General features: G+C 56.0%; 17 protein-coding genes. 7 read left to right on the top strand and 10 right to left on the bottom strand.

Features of this window, described 5'->3' with window-relative positions; genetic code table 11:
- Positions 1–108 precede the first annotated feature (108 nt).
- The 9 genes from HMPREF9098_RS03625 to mgtE all read right to left on the bottom strand — a co-directional run bounded on the left by HMPREF9098_RS03625 (position 109) and on the right by mgtE (position 12,137).
- Complete coding sequence (locus HMPREF9098_RS03625) at positions 109–915, bottom strand: lytic transglycosylase domain-containing protein (RefSeq protein ID WP_003782128.1); 807 nt, start codon at positions 913–915, stop codon at positions 109–111.
- 369 nt (positions 916–1,284) lie between these two features.
- On the bottom strand, positions 1,285–1,833 hold the full coding sequence (gene orn / locus HMPREF9098_RS03620; RefSeq protein ID WP_003782126.1) for an oligoribonuclease: 549 nt from the start codon (positions 1,831–1,833) through the stop codon (positions 1,285–1,287).
- 29 nt (positions 1,834–1,862) lie between these two features.
- Positions 1,863–2,843 carry a glycosyltransferase family 2 protein gene (locus HMPREF9098_RS03615; RefSeq protein WP_003782125.1) on the bottom strand — a complete coding sequence of 327 codons (981 nt, stop codon included), beginning with the start codon at positions 2,841–2,843 and terminating at the stop codon, positions 1,863–1,865.
- Positions 2,840–3,805 carry a glycosyltransferase family 52 gene (locus tag HMPREF9098_RS03610; RefSeq protein WP_003782123.1) on the bottom strand — a complete coding sequence of 322 codons (966 nt, stop codon included), beginning with the start codon at positions 3,803–3,805 and terminating at the stop codon, positions 2,840–2,842. The genes HMPREF9098_RS03615 and HMPREF9098_RS03610 overlap by 4 nt, the downstream gene beginning before the upstream one ends.
- A complete protein-coding gene (gene recB, locus HMPREF9098_RS03605) occupies positions 3,802–7,515 on the bottom strand; it encodes an exodeoxyribonuclease V subunit beta (protein WP_003782121.1) in 3,714 nt (1,237 codons plus the stop codon). The genes HMPREF9098_RS03610 and recB overlap by 4 nt, the downstream gene beginning before the upstream one ends.
- 36 nt (positions 7,516–7,551) lie before the next feature.
- A complete protein-coding gene (gene argA / locus HMPREF9098_RS03600) occupies positions 7,552–8,865 on the bottom strand; it encodes an amino-acid N-acetyltransferase (protein WP_003782120.1) in 1,314 nt (437 codons plus the stop codon).
- Positions 8,866–8,949: 84 nt separating this feature from the next.
- Positions 8,950–9,669, bottom strand: a complete 720-nt coding sequence (locus tag HMPREF9098_RS03595) for a zinc ribbon domain-containing protein (RefSeq protein WP_003782118.1) — start codon at positions 9,667–9,669, stop codon at positions 8,950–8,952.
- A 29-nt stretch (positions 9,670–9,698) separates the two neighbouring features.
- Positions 9,699–10,592 carry a 50S ribosomal protein L11 methyltransferase gene (prmA, locus tag HMPREF9098_RS03590; RefSeq protein WP_040564673.1) on the bottom strand — a complete coding sequence of 298 codons (894 nt, stop codon included), beginning with the start codon at positions 10,590–10,592 and terminating at the stop codon, positions 9,699–9,701.
- A 117-nt stretch (positions 10,593–10,709) separates the two neighbouring features.
- The gene (mgtE, locus tag HMPREF9098_RS03585) at positions 10,710–12,137 is read right to left on the bottom strand and encodes a magnesium transporter (RefSeq protein ID WP_003782115.1); all 1,428 of its coding nucleotides are present in this window, start codon (positions 12,135–12,137) and stop codon (positions 10,710–10,712) included.
- A 245-nt stretch (positions 12,138–12,382) separates the two neighbouring features.
- Here mgtE and lgt point away from each other — a divergent pair, with 245 nt between their 5' ends.
- Positions 12,383–13,243 carry a prolipoprotein diacylglyceryl transferase gene (lgt, locus tag HMPREF9098_RS03580; protein ID WP_040564671.1) on the top strand — a complete coding sequence of 287 codons (861 nt, stop codon included), beginning with the start codon at positions 12,383–12,385 and terminating at the stop codon, positions 13,241–13,243.
- A 178-nt stretch (positions 13,244–13,421) separates the two neighbouring features.
- Here lgt and metG read toward each other — a convergent pair whose 3' ends face one another.
- Complete coding sequence (gene metG, locus HMPREF9098_RS03575; RefSeq protein ID WP_003782110.1) at positions 13,422–15,476, bottom strand: methionine--tRNA ligase; 2,055 nt, start codon at positions 15,474–15,476, stop codon at positions 13,422–13,424.
- 240 nt (positions 15,477–15,716) lie between these two features.
- Here metG and HMPREF9098_RS03570 point away from each other — a divergent pair, with 240 nt between their 5' ends.
- The 6 genes from HMPREF9098_RS03570 to gltX all read left to right on the top strand — a co-directional run bounded on the left by HMPREF9098_RS03570 (position 15,717) and on the right by gltX (position 21,788).
- Positions 15,717–16,463, top strand: a complete 747-nt coding sequence (locus HMPREF9098_RS03570) for a CPBP family intramembrane glutamic endopeptidase (RefSeq protein WP_003782109.1) — start codon at positions 15,717–15,719, stop codon at positions 16,461–16,463.
- Positions 16,464–16,592: 129 nt separating this feature from the next.
- The gene (gene tgt / locus HMPREF9098_RS03565) at positions 16,593–17,708 is read left to right on the top strand and encodes a tRNA guanosine(34) transglycosylase Tgt (RefSeq protein ID WP_003782108.1); all 1,116 of its coding nucleotides are present in this window, start codon (positions 16,593–16,595) and stop codon (positions 17,706–17,708) included.
- Between the two features lie 256 nt (positions 17,709–17,964).
- A complete protein-coding gene (locus HMPREF9098_RS03560) occupies positions 17,965–18,516 on the top strand; it encodes an SMI1/KNR4 family protein (RefSeq protein WP_003782107.1) in 552 nt (183 codons plus the stop codon).
- Positions 18,517–18,603: 87 nt separating this feature from the next.
- Positions 18,604–18,981 carry a hypothetical protein gene (locus HMPREF9098_RS03555; RefSeq protein ID WP_003782106.1) on the top strand — a complete coding sequence of 126 codons (378 nt, stop codon included), beginning with the start codon at positions 18,604–18,606 and terminating at the stop codon, positions 18,979–18,981.
- Positions 18,982–19,591: 610 nt separating this feature from the next.
- Positions 19,592–20,230 (top strand): hypothetical protein, encoded by a 639-nt coding sequence (locus tag HMPREF9098_RS03550; RefSeq protein WP_003782103.1) that lies wholly within the window; start codon positions 19,592–19,594, stop codon positions 20,228–20,230.
- Between the two features lie 157 nt (positions 20,231–20,387).
- Positions 20,388–21,788, top strand: coding sequence for a glutamate--tRNA ligase (gene gltX / locus HMPREF9098_RS03545; RefSeq protein WP_003782101.1), 1,401 nt, complete (start codon positions 20,388–20,390; stop codon positions 21,786–21,788).
- The last annotated feature ends 160 nt before the right edge of the window (positions 21,789–21,948 follow it).

Raw genomic sequence — 21,948 nt, 5'->3', positions numbered from 1 at the left:
AGCACAATCTACCGGCACGGCTATATCCGAAAACAGTCTGCTCTTCGTGACTACGTTCGGAAAAAATAGAAACACACCCTACATTTCCACTTGCTGGGTGTGTTTCCTTTAAAACTCGCCAAATACATCCCACGTTTCCCGCTTACGTTCGGGTTGCGGCGCGTGTCCGACAGCAGGTTGTGCTTGAAACGGTGCATCATTGTCCGTCCCGACCGATACGGTTTGCGGTTTCGGATTGCCCGAAACCAACACCGCCCTCGCCGGTGCGGGTTTTGAAGGGGGCGCCGGTTTAGAGGGGGCGGACACCGTGTGGTTCGGATTTACGGCAGGCACGTTATAGGCCAAAAGCTGGTTTAACGTATTGTCCCGCGCCGCGTGCAGAATTTTGACGACATACGGAGGCTGGCCTTTGAAGTCCGCCCGAAAGCCGGTGCGGAAGTTACCGCTGTAATAACAGCTAAACGCTTTTTGCAGGTGTTCCTGCGAGCGTCCTCCCGCACGTTTGAAACAATCGGCCAAAATTGCCGCGCCCGCCTGAATGTTCTTGCAGGGATGAAACACGGTTTCGTAGTCCAAACCGTATGCTTTCAGGTTGTATCGGTTAACCTGCATCAAGCCCATGCTGAAATTGCGTCCCTGTGCGTGCAGCATTTTGGCGGCGGCAACAGCCTGTTCGTAGGTTTTAGGCTGCCTTTTCAGGGCCCCGCGCACCACGCCGATAGCGTAGGGATTAAACCGGCTCTCCACCCTAGCAACAGCTTGCAGGGTATCGGGGTGAACATCTCGCCCGCACTCAGCTGCAAGTTGGTTAAAAGAAACCCCTTGTCTGGTATAGACAAGGGGTTGTGGAGTGGCAAAAGAATAGGTAGGCATCGATAAGGCTGCCATTAAAAAAAGGGTCATTGTCTGTTTCATCTGCGATACTTCACCATTTGAGTTAAAAACTGAATTTACAAACGCCAAAAGCCATATTGAAAACAGTTTGTCAAAACTGCTTTGAATATGGTTTTTATGTGTGTCCGATTTGTGCCTGTACTAGGCTGTTTTTGGCTTTATTAGGCTGTATCGTGCAGGCATCAACCTATTGTTTATCAATTAGTTATATTTGTAGCCAAAGACTGTTAATCCGCAGGTCGCTGGTTCGAGCCCAGCTCGGGGAGCCATATTTAAAGCCATCCGGATATTTTCGGATGGCTTTTTCTTTGCCTATTTCAACGCAACAAAAAGTGCAGGCTGCTTTTGAATGATATAAAAGCAGCCTGCACTTTGTTTTCCGGCAAACCGTTATTCCGCCAGACGCAAAAACGTGGCGCGGTAATGGCGCAATTCTTCAATGCTTTCCAAAATATCGTCCAAAGCCTGATGCGAACCTTTTTTCACCACGCCTTTATACACGGCCGGATTCCAGCGGCGCGCCAGCTCTTTCAGTGTGGACACGTCCAGATTGCGGTAATGGAAATACGCTTCCAAACGCGGCATATAGCGCACCATGAAGCGGCGGTCTTGGTGGATGGTGTTGCCGCACATGGGCGTGGTTTTGGCGGGAATCCATTCCTGCATCCATGCCAGCAGCGCTTCTTCCACTTCGGCTTCGGTGTGGGTGGAGGCGCGTACGCGTTCGGTCAGCCCCGTGCGCGCATGCGTGGCGGTGCACCAGGCATCCATGCCGTTTAGGATTTCGTCGCTTTGGTGGATGGCATATACGGGCGACTGTGCCAATACGTTCAAATCTTTGTCGGTAATAATCATGGCGATTTCGATGATTTTATCGCTGTCCGGGTTCAGCCCCGTCATTTCCATATCGAGCCAGCACAGGTTGTTTTGGTCTTGCATTGCATTGTCCTATCGGCAAAAAGTCAAAATTATAACCCAAATTTTTTCGGCAGGCGTTTCAGCAGCGAGCCGGCGAAATAGCCCCATTGCCAGCCCAAATCGCAGCCGAATTTGGCGCGGGTTTGTGCGCGGAACTGTTGCACCTGCCGCAAATATTGCACGTCGCGCGTTTTCAGGAACAGCTTGACGCAGTAGGCCACGATGAGCCGCCAAGTTTTGCGCTGCAAGATGGCGAGGCATGGCGCGTGTTGCGGCAGCGCGGCGGCTTGCTGAAATGCGGTTTCCAGCGCGAAATATAAGTCGTTGATGTGGCGCATATTGACATTGGCGGTGATGCTGCCTGCATTTTGGCGGTAGCCCAGTAGCAATTCGGGCAGGCGGTACACGGTGTGCGCGTCCAAATAGACATAGGGCGTGAACATCATGTCTTCAAACAGTTTGCCGACGATGAACGGGTGGCGTTCCAGCAGGCTGCGGCGGTAGCAGCGCGACCAGACGTACCAGCGGTTTTCTTCGAAGGCGCGTTGCAGGCTGCTTTGGTGGTCTTGTCCTGCCGTGTCGCGGAAATATTGCCCGTATAGCGTGGGGTTTTGCGGCAACAAGTCGGACGGCTGCACGAACATTTGCGCGTCAAATTCGATGATGTCGGGCTGCTGCTGCGCCAACACGGCCAGGATTTTGTCCAAAGCAGCCTGCACGAAAATATCGTCGCTATCCAAAAACAAAACGTATTCGCCCTGCGCGTGCGCCAGGCCGGTGTTGCGGGCGGCAGAAAGGCCGGCATTGCTCTGGCGGATGATGCGGTGGGGAATTTGCTGCGGCTGCAACACGTGTTCGGCAAATCGGGCGATGATGTCGGGCGTTTGGTCGGTGGCGCCGTCATCGACAATCAGCCATTCGACTTGGCCGCGGTGTTCGGGCGACAGGCTGTCGGCGACAGACTGCAAGGCAGCCTGCACATAGTTTTGCACGTTGTAGCAGGGGATAATCAGGGAAATCAGCGGTTTCATACGGTTTCAACGGGAATGTTCAGTTGCGATTGGATGTGGTAAAGCTGCGTCCAGGTCGGGTTGGCGAACAGCGGTTCTTCGGGGCGCAGCGCGTGGACGCGGACGCGGTCGAATGCGTGGACGTTGAACGCGGCGCTGCTGCCCAAATGGTAAATGTGAAATTCGCGTGCAGGCTGCTTTTGCAGTTGCTGCGCCAGATAGTCTTCAAAAATCAAATCGCTGTGCAGATAGGCGATATCGGGCAGGGTGTAATGTTCGCGCGGGTGCGGGAAATAGGCGTCGGCGCGGACGTGCCGCTGCAAACGGGCAAATAGGGCGATATTGTCTTCGGCGCGGTCGAACAGAGGCTGGCCGAGCAGGATTTTGAAGGGGTGCAGGCTGCTTTCGTTTACTTCGTTTATATCAGTACCGGCGCGGCGGGGCGTATTGTCCTGCCATAAAGCCAGCGGCACGGTAGGCGCGGCAATGTTCGGCCGTTCGGGATACAGCGTATAGTGGCATTGCGACAGGCGGCGCAAGTCTTCGGTTTGGTAGCGGATGCCTTGTAGGGCGCGGCGCAGTTTGCGGAACGCGCTCATGGGCGGATTGCGGTACAGGATGCTGTCGGTATAGAGGTTGGCCGTGCCGTCGTCAAATGTTTCCAGCCGCTCGAAACGCAGGTGGCTGACGACATATTGCACCGCGTCGTTGTCCACGCTGGCCAGCCGCACGGTGCGGTAATGCCTGCCGATATTGCGGCGTAGGCGCGGCGGCATCCAGCGGCCGTGTTCGATGACGGTATAATCGCTGCGGCGGCACAGTGCTTGGGTTTGCCGGAAATAATGGCGGAATTTTTCGTTGTCTGCGCCTGCGTAGCAAATCATCAGCAGTTCGGAAGGCTGCGGCTGCGTTTGACGGATTAGCTGTGCGGCAATCAAGGCTTGCAGCGGCGTGAGGCAGATATACAAATCGGGCAGTGTCATGCGTCGTCCCCGTGAATCAGCCAGGGTTGCAGGCGCTCAACCGGAATGTCCCACGACCACACGCCTGCGCCGCTTTCGCCGTCCATGCCGCGCAGGAACAGGTAGCGCACGGCAATGTGCCGCACGGCAATCTTTCGGCTTTGGCAATAGCGCGCGGCGGCAATCGCGTAAATCAGGGCTTGCAGGTAATAATGGTGCTCGGCAATGGCGCGGGTTAGGGATTCGGGCGCGTAATCGGGCAGACGGTTGGATTTGTAGTCGGCCACCACGATGGTGTCGGGTTCGTGCCACAGCAGGAGGTCGATGGCGCCGTTCAAAAAGCCGCTGACCTGTTGCGCGGTCAATGAAGAAGCAGCCTGCACAATGTCCCCGTCCAAACCCGACTCCGCCAACCAATGCGGCAGCGCGGCCAAATCAAACTGCTGAACCGGAAATAGGAAATCCAGTTCCGCCAAACGCTGCTCGGGCAGGAAGTCGCACAATGCCTTGCCGCCAATCAGCGGCGTTTGGCGCACTTTGTCCAGCATATCGTTCACCGTGTCCAGCCACATATCGGCATCGATACTGTATTGCGCCAACACGCGCTCCGTCCGCGCCGACTGGGTGCAGGCTGCCTGCTGGAAGCGAAAATATTCCAGCAGCGAATGCAGGCAAACGCCCACACCCGTGCCGGCAGGGAAATTCGCCATCGAACGTTCCTGTGCCTGCGCGGTCGATGCGGCCGGCAGCAGGCGTTGCTCCGCGCTGTCCAATGCAGGCTGCAACAGTTCTTCAGCCGCCACGGTGTCGGACTGGCGCGGCACGTTGCGCGTCAATGCCGTGAAGCTGGTGTGGCGGGTAACGGCATAGCGGCGCGGCGGCAGGTGCACGGCACGGTATAGCGGCTGTCCGCTATGTTCGGCGGTGGCCGTCCGTTCGGGTGCGGCAAACGGTGGCGGCGGTTCGTCCGTCAGCACGAAATCGGTGTTCTGCGCATCCTGCCGCGCAATGAATTCCTGCCAGCATTGGCGGTATGCCAAGGGCGAGACGGTTTTCTTATCCGATTCTTGCGGCGGGGTATCCAGCAGATAGTAAAAATCGCTGCGGTGCGTGTTTCTGCCGGCCGCCATATACACATTCAACTGCTCTTCGGAACGCGTCAGCGCCACATACAGCAGCCGCAAATCTTCCGACAGCTGCGCCTGCGCCATACTTTCCCTGTCTCCGTCTTCCAACTGGGTTTTGTGCAGCAGCCAGTTTTCGCCGCCGCGCTGCACCACCTGCCATTCGTCTGTCGAATCCTTGCCGCCGGCCCACACAAACGGACAATACACAATCGGATACTGCAACCCTTTGGCCGCGTGCATGGTAACGATTTTGACCAAATGCTCGTCGCTTTCCAAACGCAGCAGCCTGCTTTCCGCGCCGCCGCTTTGGGTGCTTTGGGCGATTTCCTGTGCCAGCCATTGCTGCAACGCCGTTTCATTGCGCCCCTGTTCGTCTTCCGCCGCCAAAAGTTCCATGATTTGGCCGATATTGGTCAGCATACGCTCACTGCCTTGCGCCAACAACCGCGTTATCACGCCGTTTTGCTGCAAAAAACGCTGCATGGCGGCATACACGCCCCATTGCTGCCAATCCTGCTGCGCCTGTAACGCAGATTCCGTCCAATACGCCAACTGCGCGTCATCGGCCAGCAGCGCCTGCACGTCGGCCGCCGTGTAACCGAACAGGCAGCCTGCAAGCACATAAACCAGCAATTCGGTTTTCTGCGGTTTGAGCCAGAATTCCAGCAGCGCGCACACGGCGGTGGCTTCTTCCTGCGCGAACAGGTTTTCGCGGCTCATCAGCACGCTTTGGATGCCGTATTTTTTCAGCGTGCGCTGCATAAGCCCGCCGTCTTTGTGGCTGCGGACGAGTACGGCAATCTGCCCCGCCTCCAAAGGCAGGCTGCCGATATGGAACTGCCCTTGTGCCGACAAATGCAGCGAACGGGCGATTTCGCGGGCGCACCAGTCGGCGGCGCGGTGGCGCAGGGTGTCGGCGGCTTCGGCGGTGTCGCCGCATTCGTGCAAATCGTTTAGCCAGCGCAGGCGCACCGACGGTTCGTGTTCGGGCAGGCGTTTTTCTTTGCGTCCGGCGGACACGGGTTCGTAGGGCAGGTGGTCCAGCGCGAACGGTTTGTCGCGCGCGAACAGTGCGCCGATGCTGTTGATGAGCCGTGCGTGGCTGCGGTGGTTGGTGGTGAGCGTGTAGCGGTGTTCCGCTTTTTCAGCGGCGGCCAAATAGGCGAAGATGTCTGCGCCGCGGAAGCTGTAAATGGCTTGTTTCGGGTCGCCCACCATGAACCAGGCCGGAGTGCAGGCTGCTTTTTGCGTGTCGGATTCGGCGGCGAAGGCACGGCGGAAAATGTCGTATTGCAACGGGTCGGTGTCTTGGAATTCGTCAATCAGCGCCACCCGCCATTGCCGCGCCATCGCCTGCGATAGGGCGGCGGCATGGGTGCGGTTTTCCTGCAACGCGTGGAACACGTCCAGCAGCAGGTCGTCAAACTGCCGCGTGGTTTGCTGCTCTTTGCCACGTTCGTTCTGAACGCGCCAGTCGTCTAGCAGTGCGAGCGTCAGCCCAATCAGCGCGTTCTGTTCTGCCTGTTCCGCCGCCTGTGCAGTTTCGGCCAATCCGCCCAGCGTGTCTTCCAAAAACGCCAGCGTTTCGCGGTTTTGCATGGCTTGCTGTGCTTTGGCGATTTTGGAGAGCAGGTAATCGGCGCGGAATTTGTTGTCGCCTTTTGAGTCGAAGGTGTGTTGGACGACGGTGCTGGCGGGCGGTTCTGTGCCTTCTTGGGCGTGTTGTGCCAGAAGGGCGCAGAAATCGGCGTATTTTTGCGGCTCGTAGCTCTTTTTGTTGAGTTTGGGCTGCACTTCGCCCAAAAAAGCAGCCTGCACTCGCGGCCATTGCGCGGCGGCGTGTTGCCATGCGCGGCGGTAGTCCTGTTCGGCTTGGCGCAAGAAGTCGGCGGTTTTCCCGACCGGCTGCGTTTTCAGATACGGCCGCGCCAAAAACGACTGCACGCGCGCGGCCAGGTGTTGCGGCGTTTGGCGGTGGCGGTACACCAGTTGCGCCAATGTGTCGTCGTGGGCCACGGTGGCGCGCCAGTAGTCTTGTGCGGCCACATAATCCTGCCGGTGCTGTTCTTCGTCCATTTCCAGCGAAAACGGCACTTGGCAATAAAAGGCGAAATCCTGCAACACGCGCTGGCAGAAGCCGTGGATGGTGTAGATGGAGGCGTGGTCGAACTGGCTGATGGCGGCTTTGAGGCGGATGACCAATCGTTCGGGCGATTCGTTCGTCATGGCTTTTTGCAGCAGTTCGGTCAGAAATGCGGCGGCATCGGGCGCGTATTTTTGGCAGAGTTCGGCAATGTCCTGGCCGTCTCCGTATTTTTGCAATACGCGCAGCGCATCGTTCAGCCGTGCGCGCAGCCGTGTTTTGAGTTCGGCGGTGGCGGCTTTGGTGAAAGTAACGACGAGGATTTTATCGACCGGCATCTGCTCCAGCAGCACCAGCCGCGCGAACAGGGCGGCGATGTTCCAGGTTTTGCCCGTGCCTGCGCTGGCTTCAATCAGGTTGATGCCTTGAATGGGGATGTGGAGCGGTGAGAAAGAAGAGGGCATGGCGGGGATTCCGTTGGCGGGTGCAGGCTGCTTTGGGCGTTTGAAAGCAGCCTGCACTTCGGATGGGTGTGTTTTGGGTTGCAGGCTGCTTTTTCAATCCAGCGGCAGCACGAAGATTTTGGATTGGCGTGCCTGTTGGTGGTATTGCGCCTGCCGTTGGGGCGGCAAATCGGCGGCTTGGGCGGGCAGGAAGCCGCGTTCCGTGAACCAATCCGCCGCGCGAGTGGAAAGGGCGAACAGGCGTGTTTTGCCTTGCGATTTGGCTTCGCACACCAAGTGGGCCAGCAGCAGTTCGCCGCAGCCGCCGTCGCGAGCGTTCGGCGATACGGCAAGGCAGCCCAGTTCGGCATCGGACGGCGCATCGTCAAAGGTTTTCAGTTCGGCGCAGCCGTAAATCTGGCGGTCGTGTTCCAGCAGGTAAAAACGGTGGACGTGTTGGGCGAAATAATCGCGGCTGCGCGGCAGCAGGATGCCTTGTTCCGCCAAGGGTTCGATGAGCGCGGCCAAATCGGCGATGTCGTCGGTGTGTGCGGCGCGGATGCGGACGAACGGCGTTTGGGCGATGGCGGTGCCTGCGCCGTTGCGGGTGAACAGTTCGCCCAGCAGTGCGCCGTTTTGCCGGCCGGACAAAATCTGCACGCGCGATATGCCTTGTTCGACCGTGTCGATGGCGGTGGCGAGCAGGGTTTGCTGCGCGGCGGGGATTTGCCCGTCGCGGCACAGGCGGCGCGCTTCTTCGGCGGTGAGTTCGGAAAACAGCACGCCTTCCGTATTGACAATGCCGTCTTCGTCAATCAGGAAAACGAGTTTTTCGGCACGCACGGACAGGGCGGCCGCCTGCGCGATTTCCTGCATGCAGAGTTGGTACACCTGTCCGGCGGCGGACACGGCCAGCGGCGGAATCAGCACCACGGCGCCATTGTCCAGCGCGTGTTCGATGGCGGCGCCGTCCATTTTGCGCACCACGCCGGCGTATGCCATGTCGATGCCGCCGATAACGCCCATCGGCTGTGCGAACACGAAGTTGCCCGAGCCGATGTGCAGGCGCGGCGTGCGTTGCGGCGAATGCGCGAATCCCAGCGACAAAGCAGCCTGCACATCGAACTGAATCTCTCCGCAGGCTTGTTTGGCATGGCGCAACAGGATTTCGCTGCACACGGCGCGGCCGTTGTGGTATTGCGGTTCATATCCTGATTGGCGGCACAATGCGGCGATTTGCGCGTCGGCATCGTACACCAGCACCAAACGGATGCCCAGCGCGGCCATCAGGTTCAAATCGGCGGCCAGATTGGGCAGCACTTGGGGCGCGAGCAGGGTGGAGGAAAGGCCGATGACCAGCGTTTTGCCGCGCAGGTAGTGGATATAGGGTGCGGCTTCGCGGAAGGCTTGGGTGAAGAAAGGGTTCATGAAAAAGCAGCCTGCACGGGGACGGTCATAAAAAAACGCGGCTTGACCACATAGGATAAATCCGCGTTTTGCTCGATATCGGGGTTAATTGCCGACCAGCATCCAGTAAAACAACTGCATAATCAGCACGGCCATGGCGGCGAGCGAGGCGACAATCCAGTTAATTTCGTATTCCGCCGATACGGCCAGCGGCAGGGTGGGTGCGGGGGGTACGCCGCCCGGGGTAACTGCGCCGGGCAGTGTGCCTTGCGATACGGCGGCAGGTGCGGGCGCGCCGGTGTTATTGTCGCCCACCAGCGTGAAGACCAGGCTGTCGGTGTGGATGGTGATGTTGTTTTTTTGTGCGTCGTGGTTCATGGCGGTGCGTGCCGAAGCGGTGCCCAGTCCGGGTTGCAGCGAAATCTGCGGCAGTTGCGCATTGACCGAATCCCTATCCAGCAGGTTGAACACGGTGGGGCTTGGATTTTGCGGGACTTCGGCAAACATGGGTTTTGCGCCGCCCGCTTTGGGTTCGCGGTAGTTCAACGGACGTTGCGTGCGGGTTTGCGCGCTCATGGCTTTCACGGTTTTGGCCAGTTTCGGTTCGGCGGTTTTGCTCTCTTGGGCCGGTTTGCCGTTTTTGCCTTTGGCGGCTGCGTTTGCAGGCTGCTTTTTGCCTGCGGCGTTTTTCGGCGTTTTCTTCACCAGCTTGAAAATGTGGAAACAGTGCGAACAAACGGCTTTCCCGTCGTTTTGTTGCAGCATTTCCGTTTCCAGCGTGACCAATTTGTGGCACTCCGGACAGTTGACTTCGATTTGGCTCATACGATACGTTCTCTTTGATTCTGCGGCGGTTACACGGCTTTCCTCACGCCGCTCAAACATGCCCAGCCCTGCTCCAGTTGCACGGGCGACAGTTCAAACCATTGTGCGTAAATCGCACTCATTTCTTCTACTTGTTCGGCCAAAATGCCCGACAGCACGATGCGTCCGCCCGTTTTGGTGCGGCCGGCCAGCATTTCGCCCAGCATGCGCAACGGGTTGGCCAGAATATTGGCCACCACGACGTCGTATTGTCCTGCGGGCAGTTGTTCGGGCAGGTAAAAAGCAGCCTGCACTTCGTTTTGTGCGGCATTGTCGCAGCTGGATTTGATGGCCTGCGGGTCGATGTCCACGCCCGTGCCGCTGCCTGCGCCCAGTTTCAGCGCGGCAATGGTCAGGATGCCGGAGCCGCAGCCGTAGTCCAACACGCTTTCGCCGCGTTGCAGATTCCGGTCCAGCCATTGCAGGCACAAATGCGTGGTGGGGTGGCTGCCCGTGCCGAATGCCAGGCCCGGGTCGAGCCGCAGGTTGATGGCGGTTTCGTCGGGCGCTTCGTGCCATGTGGGCGTAATCCACAGGCGTTCGGAAATCTGAATCGGGTCAAACTGCGATTGTGTCAGCCGCACCCAGTCTTGTTCCGCCAATATTTCCACCGTGTATTCGGGCATGGCGATGCCTGTTGCCTTGGCTGCGGCTTCCAAAGCAGCCTGCACATCGGCTTTGTCGTCAAACAGGGCGATGATGCGGCTTTGCTGCCACACTTGGTGCAGCGGCATATCGGGTTCGCCGAAAATCGGCTGCTCGTCGTCGGTGCCGGCAAACGCGTCTTCAATGGCGCTAGACAGCGCGCCGTGTTCCATCAGCGCGTCCGAATAGGCTTCGGCAAGGGATTCGGGCAGGGGGATGTTGGCTTGTTGGTACGACATAATGGTGTTGGGAAGTGAATTTAATCCGCCGCATTCTAACATTATTTCATACCATCGGGCGCATAAATGGGCGATGGCGCGGCAAGGTGTCGCAAAAATGGCGCGTATTTACAATGTCTACAATAAAAACAGTGTCGCCAAACCCAGGAAAATCAGAAAGCCGCCGGAATCGGTGACCGCGGTAATCAGCACGGAACTGCCCAAGGCGGGGTCGCGGCCGAATTTTTCCATCAGCACGGGAATCAGCACGCCCAAAACAGCGGCCAGCAGCAAGTTGAGCGTCATGGCGGCCACCATCACCAGCCCGATACCGACGTTGTGATACAGCAGCCATGAAATCACGCCCATCACGCTGCCCCAGATAATGCCGTTAATCAGCGCCACGCCGATTTCTTTGCGTAACAGCCGCCAAGCCTGCAATTTGGAAATCTGCGTATTGGCCATGGCGCGGACAATCATGGTGATGGTTTGGTTGCCCGAATTGCCGCCGATGCCCGCCACAATCGGCATGAGTGCGGCCAGTGCGACGATTTGGGAAATGGAGGATTCAAACGCGCCGATGACGCGGCTGGCCACGAGGGCGGTAAACAAATTGACGGCCAACCAAATCCAGCGGTTTTTCACCGAATCCCACACGGGGGCGAACAGGTCTTCTTCTTCGCTCAAACCGGCCATGTTCCGCATGTCGGCTTCGCTTTCTTCGCGGATCACGTCCACCATTTCGTCCACCGTCAGCCGGCCGATGAGTTTGTTGTTTTCATCGACCACGGGCGCGGTTACCAAGTCGTAACGCTCGAACGCGCCGGCGGCATCTTCGACATCGTCGTGCGGATGGAAGGTGACGATGTCGCGCGCCATCAGGCTGCCCACTTCGGCTTCGGGGTCGGAAACCAGCAGTTTGCGGATGGGCAGCACGCCTTGCAAAACATCGTTTTCGTCCACCACGAAGATTTTGTCAGTGTGGTCGGGCAGCCTGTCGAAGCGGCGCAGGTAGCGCAGCACGACTTCACAGGAGACGTCGGCGCGGATGCTGACGGTTTCAAAGTCCATGACGGCGCCGACCTGGTTGTCGTCGTACGACATGGCAGCCTGCACTTGGGCGCGCTCTTCTTCGTCGCGGTCTTTCAGCACTTCGCTGACCACGTTGGCCGGCAAATCGTCCGCCAAATCCGCCAAATCGTCCGCGTCCATGTCTTCCACGGCCGCCACGAGTTCCTGCGTGTCCATGCTTTCGATAAGGCTTTCGCGCACGGCATCGGACACTTCCAGCAATACGTCGCCGTCTTCTTCGGGAATGGCGAGTTTCCACACCAAAACACGTTCTTTGGGCGGCAGGTTTTCCAATACGGTGGCCACGTCTGCCGGGTGCAGTTCGTGCAGGATGCCGACCAGCATTTGCAGTTGCGCGTTGATTCGCGGCTCTTCCAGCGTATTTTCGGGGGTGATGAGGTGGTAAAACGGCAGCAGCTGCGTGGAGAGTTTGTGAATCTGCTCAATGTGCAGGCTGGTGCGTTTGGCTTCTTCTAGCGGTTGTTGATGTTCCATAAATACTCCGCCTGCCTATGCAGGAGGTGCATTCAGGCAGGGTTTAGATGTGTGGTGCGGGATGTGTGATGAACCAACTGGGAAGGTCGTCCATAAAATTCAGGGCCCACGGGAGGGCGCGTAGTGAAAAACGCGCGTATTGTACACGATATGCGCCTTTCGGTGGCAGAAAAGCAGCCTGCACTTTGCGAATACGCTATAATGCCGCCTTCCAATGATTGATTGACGATTTTCCGACTGCCATTATGCTGATTCATCCACAATTCAACCCCAACGTATTTTCCTTCGGCCCCGTTGCCATCCGCTGGTATGCCCTGAGCTATATTGTCGGCTTCATCCTATTTATCTGGCTCGGCCGCCGCCGCATCAAAAAAGGCGGCACTCCGTTCACCAACGAAATGCTGGACGATTTGCTGACTTGGGGCGTGCTGGGCGTGATTCTGGGCGGCCGCATCGGTTATATCCTGTTTTACAATTTCAGTGCCTATTTGGCCAACCCGCTGGATATGTTCAAAGTGTGGGAAGGCGGCATGTCGTTTCACGGCGGCTTTTTGGGCGTGTTGTTCGCCATGTTCCTGTTTGCCAAGAAACGCGGCCTGCGCTTTTGGCAGGTGATGGATTTCATTGCCCCGCTCGTGCCGACAGGGCTGGCATCCGGTCGCATCGGTAATTTCATTAACGGCGAACTGTGGGGGCGGATTACCGACCCTGCCCATTTCTGGGCGATGGGCTTCCCGCAGGCCAAAAGCGCCGATACCGCACTGGCGCACGCCAATCCGCAATACGCCGAATGGCTGCTGCAATACGGCGCATTGCCGCGCCACCCGTCGCAGCTTTACCAATTCGCGCTTGAAGGCATGACGCTCTTTTTCATCGTGTGGTGGTTCTCCGCCAAACCGCGCCCCGAAGGGCAGGTGTCCATGGTGTTTTTGGGCGGCTACGGCCTGTTCCGCTTCATTGCCGAATATGCGCGCCAGCCCGATGCGCACTTGGATTTGTTTATGGGATTGTCGCGCGGGCAGTGGCTCAGCGTGCCGATGATTGTTTTGGGCGTTATCGGCTTTGTCTATTTCGGCAGACGCAACCGCCATGCGGCAAAGGCATAGAACAGATTAAATGGGCAATATAGTGGATTAAAATTGCAATGATACGGCGTTGGCTCGCCTTGACGTACTATTTGTACGCCTTGCGGCTCGCCGCCTTGTCTCATTTTTATTTTAATCCACTATAAAAAGCAGCCTGCACTCCAAGATTCAGAGTGCAGGCTGCTTTTTATCGACAATATCAACCCACTTTGTCGCCCGGTTTAGCGCCTTCGTGCACGGTCAGCAGTTTCAGTTGGCCTTTGCCGTCCGCCGCGCTCAGAATCATGCCTTCGGACACGCCGAATTTGGCCATTTTACGCGGCGCGAAGTTGGCAATGGCGATGACCATTGTGCCGTTCAGTTCGGCAGGATTCGGGTAGCTGGCGGAGATGCCGGAGAAAATCACGCGTTGCTCGAAGCCGAAATCCAAATCGAATTTCAAAAGCTTGGTGCTGCCTTCAACGGCTTGGCAGTTCAGCACTTTCGCCACGCGCATATCCACTTTCACAAAATCGTCAAAGCTGCATTGCGGCGCAACGGGTTCGTAGCCCGCGGCGGCAGGTGCAGGCTGTTTTTCGGCCGCCGCTTGGATGGATTGTTTGTTGGCTTCAATCAAATCGTTCACTTGTTTTTCCTCAATTCGTTGCATCAGATGTTGATATTGGTGGATGACGTGGTTGGCCGGCAGCGTGGAAGCGGTGTGCGACCAGTCCAGTTGCGGCATGTTCAGGAACTCGGCAGCCTGCGCGGCCACGTTCGGCAACACGGGTGCGAGGTAGGCCGTCAGGATTTTGAAGGCGTTGATGAGTTCGCTGCACACTTCGTGCAGGCGCGCTTCCATGCCCTCTTGCTTGGCCAGTTCCCAAGGTTTGTTGGCATCCACATATTCGTTCACGATGTCCGCCAGCGCCATGATTTCGCGCAGGGCTTTGGCGTATTCGCGGTTTTCGTAATCGGCGGCGATGCTGTCGGATTTTTCGGTCAGCCGTGCAATCAGCGCGCTGCCCGAAACGGCGTGCAGGCTGCCTGCAAATTTTTTGTGGATGAAGCCGCTGGCACGGCTGGCGATGTTGATGTATTTGCCGACCAAATCGCTGTTGACGCGGGCGATAAAATCTTGCAGATTCAAATCGATGTCTTCAATTTTGCTGTTGAGCTTGGCGGCGATGTAATAGCGCATCCATTCGGGGTTCAGGCCTTGTTCCAAATAAGATTTGGCGGTGATGAACGTGCCGCGCGATTTGGACATTTTCTGGCCGTCCACCGTCAGAAAGCCGTGCGCGAAAATACCGGTCGGGGCGCGGTGTCCCGAATATTCCAGCATGGCCGTCCAGAACAGGGCGTGGAAATACAGGATGTCTTTGCCGATGAAGTGGTACATTTCGGCGGTGCTGTCTTTGCCGAAAAATTCGTTGAAATCCAAGCCGATTTTGTCGCACAGGTTTTGGAAACTTGCCATGTAGCCCACGGGCGCGTCCAGCCACACATAGAAATATTTGTCGGGTTCGTCGGGGATTTGGAAGCCGAAATAGGGCGCGTCGCGGCTGATGTCCCAGTCGGACAGTTCGCCGTCTTTGAGCCATTCGTTCATTTTGTTCAGGGCTTCGGGCTGCAAATGGGCGCGGCCATTGGTTTCTCCGGCCGTCCATTGTTTCAGATAATCGGCGCAGTCGCTTAGTTTGAAGAAGAAATGTTCGGTTTGCTTCATCACGGGCGTGGCGCCGGACACGGCGGAATACGGGTTAATCAGCTCGGTGGGCGAATAAGTGGTGCCGCAGACTTCGCAGTTGTCGCCGTATTGGTCTTGCGCGTGGCATTTGGGGCATTCGCCTTTCACGAAGCGGTCGGGCAGGAACATTTGCTTTTCGGGGTCGAACAGCTGGTTGATGGTTTTGCCGACGATTTTGCCGTTGGCTTTCAGGGCCAGGTAAATCTGCTCGGAAAATTTTTTGTTTTCAGGTGAATGGGTGGAGTAATAATTGTCGTAGCCGATGCCGAAGCCGGTGAAGTCGGCCAAGTGTTCGGCGTGGGTTTTCTCAATCATCTCTTCGGGCGTGATGCCTTGTTTTTCGGCGGCGAGCATGATGGGCGTGCCGTGCGTGTCGTCGGCGCAGCAGTAGTAGCATTCGTGGCCGCGCAGTTTTTGGAAGCGCACCCAGATGTCGGTTTGGATGTGTTCCACCATGTGCCCCAGGTGGATGCTGCCGTTGGCATAGGGCAGGGCGGAGGTGACGAGGATTTTGCGTTGGGTCATCAATCAAGTCCTTATTTGAATATGAAAAGCAGCCTGCACTTCGGGCGGCGGCCTGCGTGTTGTCCAAAATGGTTGGATTATAGCGGATTAACCGCGCTTCCGATATATGGAAAGCAGCCTGCACACTGTGTATTTCCCGTGCAGGCTGCTTTTTGCTGCGGCAAAATCACCGTCTGTTTTCCGCTTTGTACCGAGACTCTCATGTATAATCGGGCGTATTATTGTTGCAGGCTGCCGACGATGTCCCAATACGATTTCGAATCCGATGACGGCTATATGCCGCCCCTGTTTACCCAGCGTGAGGCGTGGGGCTTGCTGTTTGTGTTTGTCGGCATGATATTTCTGACGATAGTGCTTTTTGCGCTGATATTTGTCATTGCCCGCGGTATTATGGGTAGCGAAAACCTGCCGGAGGGTTCGCTTGCCGGATATTGGCTGGTGCAACTCTCCATAGTGGTCAGCACATTGTTTTTGATTGACAAAGTGCAGAAAAAACGCCGCGAAACGCAAACCGAAGAAACGTTGGTTTCGTATTTGGGGCTGTTTGGTTGGAGCAATATCAACTGGAAATTTGCCGTTAAATGGACGTTGATTTTTCTGGTGTTTTGTTGGATTCGAACCAACCTAATAGAATGGCTGCCCGTAGATGACGATTCGCTTTTAGAATTAAATGAATACGGCTGGATCAGCTTTTTCGGCGCGGTGGTTTTGGCTCCGATTTCCGAGGAAATCGTGTTTCGTGGCATTCTGTATCCTGCCCTGCTAGACAGCACTCGAAACCCCAAGCTGGCAGGCTGGGTAACCAATGTCGGTTTTGCATTGGTGCATTTTGAATTCGGTTTGACTGTTTTGGTCGCACGTTCGCTGCTGGGCTGGATTTTTATGCGCGGGCGCACCATCGGCGGCTCGCTGTGGGTGTCGATATGGCTGCACGCGCTGTGGAATTTCGGCATATTTCTGCCTGCACTGCTGGTTTATGTGACCTAAAGGCAGCCGCGCCGCCCAAAAGCAGCCTGCACACTGCAAATCCGTTATAATTCCCTCTTATGATTCAACCTTTCAGGCTGCCCCATCCTTGCAGGCAGCCTGAAACCTGTTTGGAAAGACACAGACACAATGCTCAACTTCACCCTGCACAAAAAAGACGGCTACGCCCGCCGCGGCACGCTCGAACTCAACCACGGCAGCATCGAAACCCCCGTATTCATGCCCGTCGGCACCTACGGCTCGGTCAAAGCCATGACCCCGCAAAACCTGCACGACATCAACGCCCAAATCATCCTCGGCAACACCTATCACCTCTGGCTGCGCCCCGGCCTCGAAGTCATCGAACAATTCGGCGGCCTGCATGACTTCATCGGCTGGAACAAACCCATCCTCACCGATTCCGGCGGCTTCCAAGTGTTTTCGCTGTCCAATATGCGCAAACTCACCGAAGACGGCTGCACCTTCAAAAGCCCGATTAACGGCGACAAACTCTTCCTTTCGCCCGAAATCTCCATGAAAATCCAAACCGTGCTCAATTCCGATATTGTGATGCAGCTCGACGAATGCACGCCCGGCGAAGCCACGCACGAACAGGCCAAAAAATCCCTGCAAATGAGCCTGCGCTGGGCCGAACGCAGCAAAAAAGCCTTTGAAGACCTGCACAACCCGAACGCCCTGTTCGGCATCATCCAAGGCGCGATGTACGAAGATTTGCGCGAAGAAAGCCTGCGCGGGCTGGAAGACATCGGCTTCAAAGGCATCGCCATCGGCGGCCTTTCCGTGGGCGAACCCAAGCCCGAAATGTACCGCATGCTCCGCGCGCTTGCCCCCATGCTGCCTGAACGCAAACCGCATTACCTGATGGGCGTCGGCACACCCGAAGATTTGGTGTACGGCGTGGCGCACGGCGTGGACATGTTCGACTGCGTCATGCCCACCCGCAATGCCCGCAACGGCTGGCTGTTCACCCGCTTCGGCGACCTCAAAATCCGCAATGCCAAACACCGCCACGACAAACGCCCGCTGGACGAATCCTGCACCTGCTACGCCTGCCAACATTTCAGCCGCAGCTACCTGCATCATCTGGACAAAGTCGGCGAAATCCTCGGCGCGCAACTGTGCACCATCCACAACCTGCATTTTTATCAAGTCATCATGGCGGAAATGCGCGAAGCCATCGAACAAGGAAAATTCGCCGACTGGCAGGCGCGGTTTCATGAAAACAGGGCGAGGGGGACGGATTAGGGTGCAGGCTGCCTGCAAACTGTTTGAACTTATTAAGCAGGCCAAACGCCATGATGGCGATGTGGCATGAGAAACAGTCGTTTGACCGCCCAAACGTTGGCAACAGTAACTGTGCCGCTTGGTTAAGTTCTATCACACGGTGAAGTTGTACCGCAGTTTAAACAGCGGTATGCCGTTTGAGGCCGTACAGGCTTCATTCCCAACCTGTGGCGTAAACAAGGCAACGATTGCTGACAAGTAATTTGGTGTTATCCACATGATTAAACCAACCATACCAGCCATTATTGATAAGCATTTAGACAAAATCATTCGTTGGCAGATAAATGCATTGCCTAGAAACATTGCTTCTGAAATGAGATCGGATCAGGTGTGTGAAGATGAAGACTGGTTTTTTTGGCTGCCCGTTGCCAGTAAAGTGAGTGATGATGAAATTGCCCAATGGGAAGATAGGATTGGACATCCCCTTCCCCAAAGTTACCAAACATTTTTAAAACACAAACATTTTTATGAATTGCTGATTTCGGAGGCGTCGTTTTTCGAACATCCTATTCATACTTGGCAGGAAAGTCTTGCCGAAGTGGTTTTTTCTGAGAACACACAACCATGTTTGCTGGATAAGGGCTACCTTCCCTTTGCCCATTGGAGCGACTGGGGCTATCTCTGTTTCGATACAAATAGAAACACCGAAAATCATGACTACCCAGTTGTGCTTTGGGATCATGAAAATGCTGACGAAGTACAAGATTTCGCCAAAGATTTTGCCAGTCTGCTGTATCAGTTAGATTTAGATCAGGACGAAGAGGAATAGAACCCGCTTTCAGGTAGCCTTCCGGCAGTGCAGGCTGCCTGCAAACACCAACGCCGTCATTCAACACCCAACCATCGGAATGCCGCCATGCTCTCCAAACAAACCTTCGCCGCCTTCTGCCTCGGCGCAATCACCGCCGTTGCCGCGCTGTTCCTGCTGTCCGCGCAATATTCCGACTACCGCCACACCGCCGAAATGAAGCAGGAAATCCAAAGGATTGCCCCGTTGCAGGCGCAGTTGGCTGCCGAATTGGCCGACGGCGGCATCAAAAGCAGCCTGCAAACCGTTCGGCAGGTCTATCCGGGTGTGCAGGCCGTGAGCCGCGACGGCTGGATTCTGCTGCGTACGCCGCGCTTCGGGCAGGAAGCGGTGCTGATTCCGCAGGCAGAGGGCAAAAATATCCGCTGGACGGCGCATTACAACGATACGGACAAGGCAATCAACGGCAAGGCACTCTGTTTTTGAGTGTGGCATTGCAAAAGTGCAGGCTGCTTTGAACGTGCCAAAAGCAGCCTGCACATTGAACAAGGCAAAGCAATATAACGATTTTTCTATGTTTTGATTGTAAAAATGATAAATTTCAGGCCGTTTGCTGGTGTGTTTGGTGCCTTTTTGCGGTTTTCTATGCCTTGCCGGGAAAAACGGATGGTGCGGGCGAGAATCGATGCACCAGAATTTGATTGCATTTTAATCATCTTGCGGCCCCAATAAATTGGATTTAGAATGCGCGCAAGTAGCAGATAGCAGTTTCCAAGGGAATGCCGCTTGCGGCTAGGCTAACGGTTAAGTGTGCGTTTGCACGGTTATGATGTAGGTTCAAGTCCTGCCCTATCTGCTACTCCATTCTTTCAATCTGATGATTGGCCTATTATTTCAACGAGACGCTAATTTACATAGTGTATTCAATATCTAATCCCTCCCTATTTTAAACATTTGCTGGATTCGTTCCTATTGTCATTGGGCAAGGCTATCTTTAAGATGGCTGCTTTTTCCGCAAGTTGCAACAGAAGCTGTCCAATTGGTTGCCGGTAAAAAGCAGCCTGCACATTCCAGTCCATTATGAAGGGAAATCATCATGACAGACATCATCCGCACCACTGCACGCCGCAGCCTTTTGTTGGCATCGGTTCTCATGCTCACAGGTTGTGCCAGCCTTACTTTAGGCGCTATCTGGGGTATTGAAGATAGCCACAATAAGGCCAGATGGCAGCGCGAACGTAACCAGACATTGGGGCATACTGCCAAACGTGTTTCGGTTTATGCGTCCAACCATACCTCAAACGCCTATACTGTAGGCGTGAGGGATGATACGGATAACGACGGGAATCATTTTTACTTGCGGGCAAAAGAAGGCGAACGTGTGCCGACATGGATCAAAGATAGCAATAGCAACCATATATACCGCGATATTCCGAGAGGATGGAGCAAAGATTACCTAATACGGGTTGAATGGAGAGATGAAAGCAGCGGGCGTTATTACCGTGCCAAATTTGTGCTGCCGCATTATCAGTATGACCCGAGCGACCTCGAACTACATTTTCTGCCGGACAACAAACTCCTGGTTTGCGTGAACAGCTATGTGCAAACTCCGTCTTACCGAAAATGGGTGGCCGGTGGTTGCGATACCAAGCCATTGGTGCCTAATACGGAAAGCGTGGAAATACAGAACAGTAGCCTGCGCAGGATTGAAAGCCCGGTCAGACGGAGCAAATAACCGGCCGCCAAAAGCAGCCTGCACCCCAAACACGCCCCATCCGCCGCACAAGGATAATGGCTGACGTTTGCGGCAATGTTGGCTAAAATACGCGCTTTGATTCGGTGGGGCAAAAAGCAGCCTGCACCTTTCCATTTCCGCATAAAAGGACAACATCATGACCGTTAAAACCCGTTTCGCCCCCAGCCCCACGGGCTACCTGCACATCGGCGGCGTGCGCACCGCGCTGTATTCCTGGGCGTTTGCTAAGCACCACGGTGGCGAATTTTTGCTGCGCATCGAAGACACCGATTTGGAACGCTCCACCCAAGAATCCGTGGACATCATCTTGCAGGGCATGGACTGGGTCGGCCTCCACGCCGACAACCGCGACAACATCGTGTACCAATCCAAAAACTTCCCGCGCTACAAAGCCCTCATCCAACAACTGCTGGACGAAGGCCACGCCTACCACTGCTATTGCAGCAAAGAAGAATTGGAAGAAATGCGCGAAAAAGCCGAGCGCGAAGGCACGGCCACATACGACCGCCGCTGGCGGCCGGAAACCGGCAAAACGCTGCCCCCAATCCCCGACGGCGTAGAACCCGTCGTCCGCTTCAAAATGCCGATTGACGGCGTTACCCGCTGGAACGATTTGGTGAAAGGCGAAATCAGCATTCCCAACGCCGCGCTGGACGACCTCATCATCGCCCGCGCCGACGGCACGCCTACCTACAACTTCTGCGTGGTGGTGGACGACATGGACATGGGCATCACCCACGTGATTCGCGGCGACGACCACGTAAACAATACACCCAAACAAATCAACATCTTAAAAGCCCTCGACGCCACTCTGCCCGAATACGCCCACCTGCCGATGATTCTGAACGAGCAAGGCAAAAAAATCTCCAAACGCAGCGGCGACACCGTGGCGGTTACCGAATACGAAGACATGGGTATCCTGCCCGAAGCCCTGCTGAACTACCTCGCCCGCTTGGGCTGGGCGCACGGCGACGACGAATTTTTCACCATGCCGCAGTTTGTGCAATGGTTTGATTTGGAACACGTTTCCGCCAGCCCCAGCCGTATGGACGGCAAAAAACTGATGTGGATTAACGCCGAACACATCAAAGCCGCCGACAACGCCGAACTGGCCAAACTGGTGCTGCCGCGCCTGGAAAAACAAGGTATTGCCGTTTCAGGCAGCCTGCAACTGGAAGACGTGCTGGCATTGGTGAAAGACCGCGCCCACGATTTGAACGCGCTGGCCGCTGAATGCGCCTATTTCTACCGCAAAGCCGTGCCGCCGGAAGCCGACGTCGCCAAACATTGGGATGCAGAAGCCCCCGCGCGGATGCAGCGTTTTGCCGCCAAATTGGCCGAGCTGCCCGAACAGGACTGGACGGCGGAAAACATCCACGCCCTGTTCGCCCCGTTCTGCGAAGCCGAAGGCATCAAAATGGGCAAACTGGGTATGCCGTTGCGGCTGGCGGTGTGCGGCACCGCCAAAACGCCCAGCGTGGATGCCGTGCTGGCTTTGATGGGCAAAGAAGAAGTGTTGAAACGCTTGGCGCAATGACAAATAGGACGTGCAGGCTGCTTTTTGGGAGTGGCTCTGTATATTGGAAAGCAGCCTGCACTCTGGGAAATGGGGTGCAGGCTGAGACCTTTGCAAAATACCTCTCTTCACCTTTTCGCTGACAGCCAGAACCCAAACACAGGTTTTCGGCTATTTCCCT

This window comes from Kingella denitrificans ATCC 33394, assembly GCF_000190695.1.
GTDB lineage: Bacteria > Pseudomonadota > Gammaproteobacteria > Burkholderiales > Neisseriaceae > Kingella_A > Kingella_A denitrificans.
The sequence above is the reverse complement of the archived record's forward strand: the minus strand, read 5'-3'. Positions and strand labels throughout refer to the sequence as shown.